We start from the raw sequence: 6,099 nt of genomic DNA on the forward strand, positions 1-6,099 counted from the left end.
GGCCGGGGGCCGTGGCGGGCCCGGGGGTCACTTCTGCCAGCCGACCGAGGTGATCACGGTGTCGGCGAGGCTGCCGGCGCCGAAGTTGGCCAGGCCCTTGCGGACCGCGACGATGCTGGGGCGCTGGTACAGCTCGACGGTGTGGCCGAGCTCCCAGATCTTCACGTCGGCCTGGTTGTAGAGCTCGGCGGCCTTCACCGGGTCGAGGGTGGCGGCGGCCTTGCGCAGCAGGGTGTCGATCTCGGGGGTGCTCAGCTTCGAGTAGTTGCCGAACACGTTGTCGCCCTGCGGGGCGCGGAAGATCGGCACCGTCTTGGACAGCGGGAAGGACCCGGTGTTGCGCCAGCTGGCCAGGTCGAACTTGCCCTGGTCGATGTACTTGGAGAAGTACTCCTTGCTGGGCACCTTGTCGACGGTGAGCTTGACGCCGACCTGCTGGAGCATGTTCTGCACGGCGGTGGCCAGGTCGGACTGCGCCTGGGTGGAGCCGTCGCTCATCACGTAGTGCAGCTCCAGCGGCTGCCCGTCCTTGCTGCGGGTGCCGCCGGCGTCCTTCCAACCCGCCTCGTCCAGCCACTTCTTGGCGATGGCCGGGTCGTACGCCGCCCAGTCGCCCGCGTTGGCCTTGTAGCCGTTCTGGTTGGTCATGAACAGGTGGTTGTCCAGTGGCTTGAACTCCACCGGGACGCCCTTGTTGGCGATCTTGATCAGCGAGCCGCGGTCCAGCGCCTTGCCGAGCGCCTGACGGACCTTCTGGTCGGCGAGCGGCCCGTTGCCGCCGAAGGAGATGTGCACCTCGTCCCAGGGGGTGCCGGTGCGGATCACCGCGTCCTTGGCGTCCTTCAGCTGGCCGTAGGCCGTGGCGGTGCCCGCCGAGGCGAAGTCGATCTCGTTGTTGAGGAAGGACTGGGTGATCGCGGCGGCGTCCAGCACCCGGTAGGTGATCCGGTCCAGCTTCGGCTTCGGGCCCCACCAGCGCGGGTTGGGCACCAGCGTGATGGTCTGCGCCGTCTTGTCGGCGTTCTGCAGCACGAACGGGCCGCCGTAGATCGGGACCTTCTCCACCCAGCCGTCGTTGAAGGCCTGCGGGGTGGAGAGCCCGGCGGCCGGCAGCAGCGGGTTGAACAGGCTCTGCCAGTCCGCGTACGGCTCGGAGAAGGTCACCTTCACCTCGCTCGGGTCGGCGCCCTGCACCACGCCCGAGATCTGCTCGTAGCCGGAGGAGTCGGCCAGGTTGTACGCCTGGTCCTTGCCGTTCGACGCCTTCCAGACCGCCTCGAAGTCCCGGTAGCCGATCGGCGTGCCGTCCGACCAGACCGCCTTCGGGTTGAGCTTGTACGTCACCACCTGCGGCGAGTCCGAGGTGACCTGTGCGGACACCAGGTACTCGGGGACGGGCTGGTAGACGCCGTGCGCGTCGGAGCGGAAGAGCTTGGCCTCCAGGTAGCCCATGATCTCGACCGCGTCGCCGTAGGTGCCGTCGACCTGGTACGGGTTCCACTGGGTGATCCACTGCTGGAGCGGCTCGCGCAGCTCGCCGCCGTCCTTGATGTTCTCCAGCGGCTGCGGGTTGTTGTCCTCGGCGTCCACGGTCGGCACCACGGTCTTGGCGCCGCCGTCCGCCGAACCGCCCTGGCTGCTGCAGGCGGTCGCGGCCAGGAGCGCGGCGAGGGCCGCGGCGGCGGCACGGCCGATACGGCGGGTGGCGGGCGATGAGTGCATCGGAGTCCTCGGGTTTCGAAGAGTCGACGGCCGCCAGGTGTGGCGACGCTTGATCGTGGGCAGCCAAGTCGGTGCCGGCGGGCCGAACGTAACAGCCCGTCAGTCGCCCCCACCAGAGTTGTGCGTAGAACTGATCGAAACGAAACGGAGTGAAACACCGTCGCAATCCCCCATTCGTGCCCGTCTGATCAGCTGTGACCAGCGGGTTGGCCGGACCGGTCGACCCGAGGACGTGAACGGCCCTGGACGGACGGGCCGCGCGTGGCGTACAACTGCTGCGCGAAAGTGCGTCAAAGTCCGTACTAACGAAGGCAAATGACCATGTTCCGCAGGTGTGCGAACCACACCGGGGGTGCGTCGTGACGGGGTACCTGGCCAGACGGCTCGGCTACTACGTCGTGCTGCTCACCGCCGCCGTGTTCCTGGCCTACGCGCTGACCAGCACGGCGCTCGGCCCGCGCGCCTACTTCGAGGCCAAGCAGCCGCGGCCCTCCGCTGCCGCCGTCGACCGGCAGTTGACCGCGCTCAACCTCAACGACCGCACCCCGGTCGTCGAACGCTTCGGCACCTGGGCCAACGGCGTCCTGCTGCACGCCGACCTCGGCCGGACCATCCACGGCACCGCGGTCAACGACGAGTTCGGACGCCGCATCTGGGTCTCGCTCCGGCTGCTGCTGGTCGGCAGCGTGCTCGGCATGCTGCTCGGCGTCGCCGCCGGCGCGTGGAGCGCGGTACGGCAGTACCGGCTCTCCGACCGGGCGCTCACCGTGCTCTCCTTCGTGCTGCTCTCCACCCCCGTGTTCCTGCTCGCGCTGCTGCTGAAGAACGGCGCGATCGCCGCGAAGAACGCCGCCGGCCACGACGTCATCCCCTTCACCGGCTACGAGACCCCCAACCTCGCCGGCGGCCTCGGCGCCCACCTCGCCGACTGGGGGCTGCACCTGCTGCTCCCCACCCTGTCGCTCGCCCTCGGCGGCCTCGCCACCTACAGCCGCTACCAGCGCTCCACGATGCTCGACGTCCTCGGCGCGGACTACCTGCGCACCGCGGAGGCGAAGGGCCTCACCCGGAGCCGCGCCCTCGTCAAGCACGGCCTGCGCACCGCGATCATCCCGATGACCACGATGTTCGCCTACGCCTTCCTCGGCCTGTTCACCGGCGCCGCCTTCACCGAGACCATCTTCGGCTGGCACGGCATGGGCGAGTGGTTCATCCAGGCCGTCAACGAACAGGACGTCAACTCCGTGGTCGCCGTCAACCTCTTCGCCGCCGTCGTCGTCCTCGCCGCCGGCTTCCTCGCCGACGCCCTCCACGCCGCCCTCGACCCCCGAGTGAGAACAGCATGAGCGAGCGGACACGAACCCAGGGACGCGACGAGACTGGCGCGAGCGGCGGGGTGCGAAACCAGGGACGCGACGAGACTGGCGCGAGCGGCGGGGTGCGAAACCAGGGGCGCGGGGAACTGCGCGAGGCGGAAGGCACCCGTCGGGAAGATCGCGCTGCCGGACGGCCAGTTGCACGTGAGCGCGTGGCGACCCGAGGGAGGGCCGCATGAGTGCCGAGCTCGTGGAGCAGGTCGCGGCAGCGCCCGTGGAGCGGGCGCCCGCAGGGCGGTTGCGGTTGGCCGCCGCCCGCGTCGCCGCCTCGCGCGGGGCCGTGGCGGGGCTGGTGGTGCTGGTGCTGCTGTTCCTGCTGGCGTTCCTGGGGCCGTACCTGACGCCGTGGGACTACGCCGCGCCGGACTACACCGCCCTGCGCCAACCCCCGTCCGGGCAGCACTGGTTCGGGACGAACGGCCTCGGGCAGGACGTGTTCGCGCAGACCGTCCGGGGGCTGCAGAAGTCGCTGGTGATCGGCCTGCTGGTGGCGGTGCTGTCGACCGGCCTGGCCTCGCTGGTCGGGGCCTGCGCCGGGTACTTCGGCGGCTGGACCGACCGGGTGCTGACCTTCCTGGTCGACCTGATGCTGATCTTCCCGGCGTTCCTGGTGATCGCCGTGATCTCGCCGCGCCTGCGCGGCAGCGGCTGGATCGCCTTCGTCGTGCTGCTCGCCGTGTTCAACTGGATGATCACCGCCCGGGTGATCCGCTCGATGACCCGTTCGCTGCGCGAGCGCGAATTCGTGGCCGCCGCCCGCTTCATGGGCGTCGGGCCGTTCCGGATCATCTGGCGGCACATCCTGCCGAACGTCTCCTCGTTCCTGATCATCGACGCCACCATCACCGTCGGCGGGGCCGTGATGAGCGAGGCCGCGCTCTCCTACTTCGGGTTCGGCGTGCGCCCGCCGGACGTCTCGCTCGGCACCCTGCTGGCGGCCGGCGCGGGCGACGCCCCGTCTTCCCCTGGCTGTTCTACTTCGCCGCCGCGCTGCTGGTGCTGTTCGTGCTGGCCGTCAACCTGGTCGGCGACGGCCTGCGCGACGCCCTCGACCCCACCTCCGCGGCGGGCCGCCGGCCCTCCCGCCGGGCCAGGACGCGTGCGCTCGCGGACAGCCGACAGACCGTCACCACCACGCGCCGGAGCACCCCGTGACCACCGACCTGCTCGCCGTCCGCAACCTCACCGTCGACTTCGGGGACCACCCGGCGGTCCGCGGCGTCGACCTCGACCTGCGCCGCGGCGAGACCCTCGGCCTGGTCGGCGAGTCCGGCTCCGGCAAGTCCGTGACCGCGCTCGCCGTCCTCGGCCTGCTGCCCGGCAGCGCCCGGATCGGCGGCTCGGTCCGGCTGGACGGCCGGGAGCTGGTCGGCCTGCCCGCCAAGCAGCTCGCGGACATCCGCGGCCGGCGGATCGCCATGGTCTTCCAGGACCCGCTGTCCGCGTTCACCCCCGTCTACCGGATCGGCGACCAGATCGCCGAGGCCGTGACGGTCCATCAGGCCGTCGGCAGGGCCGCCGCCCGCAAGCGCGCCGCCGACCTGCTCGACCTGGTCGGCATCCCCGACCCGGCCCGCGCCCTGGACGCCTTCCCGCACGAGTTCTCCGGCGGCATGCGCCAGCGCGCGATGATCGCCATGGCCGTCGCCAACGACCCCGACATCCTGCTCGCCGACGAACCCACCACCGCCCTGGACGTCACCATCCAGGCCCAGGTGCTGGACGTGCTGCGCACCGCCCAGCGGGAGACCGGCGCCGCGCTGGTGCTGGTCAGCCACGACCTCGGGGTGATCGCCGGCAGCGCCGACCGGGTCGCCGTCATGTACGCCGGGCGGATCGTCGAAACCGCCCCCGTGGACGAGCTGTTCACCGCCCCCCGGCACCCGTACACGCTCGGCCTGATCGGCGCCGTCCCCCGCCTGGACGGGCGCGGCGGACCGCTGGTCCCGATCCCCGGCCGCCCGCCCGCCGCGGGCGAACTGCGCCGCGCCGGCTGCCCGTTCGCCGACCGCTGCCCGCTGGTCGAGGACCGCTGCCGCAGCGCCGAACCCGAACTCGCCGGCGACGGGAGCCACTTGGCGGCGTGCGTGCGCGCCGACCACCTGGCGTCCACCCGGCCCGCGCCCGCCGAGGTCTACCCCGTCCCGGCCGTGCCCGCCGCCGGGGCCGCGCCGCGCGAGGAGCGCGAGGCCGTCCTCACCGTCACCGGCCTCACCCGCAGCTTCCCCCGCCACCGCGGCAGCCTGCTGCGCCGCCGGATCGGCGAGACCTGGGCCGTGGACGGGGTCGACCTGGAGATCCGGCGCGGCGAGACCCTCGGCCTGGTCGGCGAGTCCGGCTCCGGCAAGTCCACCACCCTGTACGAGATCCTCAAGCTCGCCGCCCCGCAGGGCGGCCGGATCGAACTGCTCGGGCAGGACACCGCCGCGCTCGACCGGGCCGCCGCGCACCGGCTGCGCTCCCGGGTCCAGATCGTCTTCCAGGACCCGGCGGCCTCCCTCGACCCGCGGATGCCGGTCGGCGACGTGATCGCCGAACCGCTGCTCGCCCAGCGGGTGCCCGCCGCCGACGCCCGCCGCCGGATCCCCGAACTGCTGCGTCAGGTCGGCCTGGATCCGGCGCACGCCGACCGCTACCCGCACGAGTTCTCCGGCGGCCAGCGCCAGCGCATCTCGATCGCCCGCGCCCTCGCCGTCCGCCCCGACCTGCTGGTCCTGGACGAGCCGGTGTCCGCGCTCGACGTGTCCGTGCAGGCCGGCGTGCTCAACCTGCTCCAGCAGCTGAAGGCCGAACTCGGCCTCGCCTACCTGTTCGTCTCCCACGACCTGTCCGTGGTGCGGCACCTGGCCGACCGGGTCAGCGTCATGTACCTGGGCCGCACGGTGGAGACCGGCACCGTGGAGCGGGTCTTCGCCGCGCCCCGCCACCCCTACACCCGGGCGCTGCTCGCCGCCGTCCCGCTGCCCGACCCGGCCGCCGAACGGGCCCGCCCCCGGCTGCT

Annotated in this window: 3 protein-coding genes and 1 pseudogene; 3 read left to right on the top strand and 1 reads right to left on the bottom strand. The window is 72.1% G+C overall.

What is annotated here, in order from left to right:
* Window positions 1–27: 27 nt before the first annotated feature.
* Window positions 28–1,722, bottom strand: a complete 1,695-nt coding sequence (locus KCH_RS28220; protein WP_051653538.1) for an ABC transporter family substrate-binding protein — start codon at window positions 1,720–1,722, stop codon at window positions 28–30.
* 359 nt (window positions 1,723–2,081) lie between these two features.
* Here KCH_RS28220 and KCH_RS28225 point away from each other — a divergent pair, with 359 nt between their 5' ends.
* From KCH_RS28225 to KCH_RS28235, 3 genes and pseudogenes are all read left to right on the top strand, one after another.
* Window positions 2,082–3,068: an ABC transporter permease gene (locus KCH_RS28225; protein WP_035867604.1), complete on the top strand. Its 987-nt coding sequence runs from the start codon at window positions 2,082–2,084 to the stop codon at window positions 3,066–3,068.
* A gap of 205 nt (window positions 3,069–3,273) precedes the next feature.
* Window positions 3,274–4,253: pseudogene (locus KCH_RS28230) on the top strand (ABC transporter permease).
* Window positions 4,250–6,099, top strand: a 1,850-nt coding sequence (locus KCH_RS28235; RefSeq protein ID WP_035874186.1) for an ABC transporter ATP-binding protein, incomplete at its 3' end; no start/stop codon positions are given. The pseudogene KCH_RS28230 and the gene KCH_RS28235, both read left to right, overlap by 4 nt.

This window comes from Kitasatospora cheerisanensis KCTC 2395 (assembly GCF_000696185.1).
Classification (GTDB): Bacteria; Actinomycetota; Actinomycetes; order Streptomycetales; family Streptomycetaceae; genus Kitasatospora; species Kitasatospora cheerisanensis.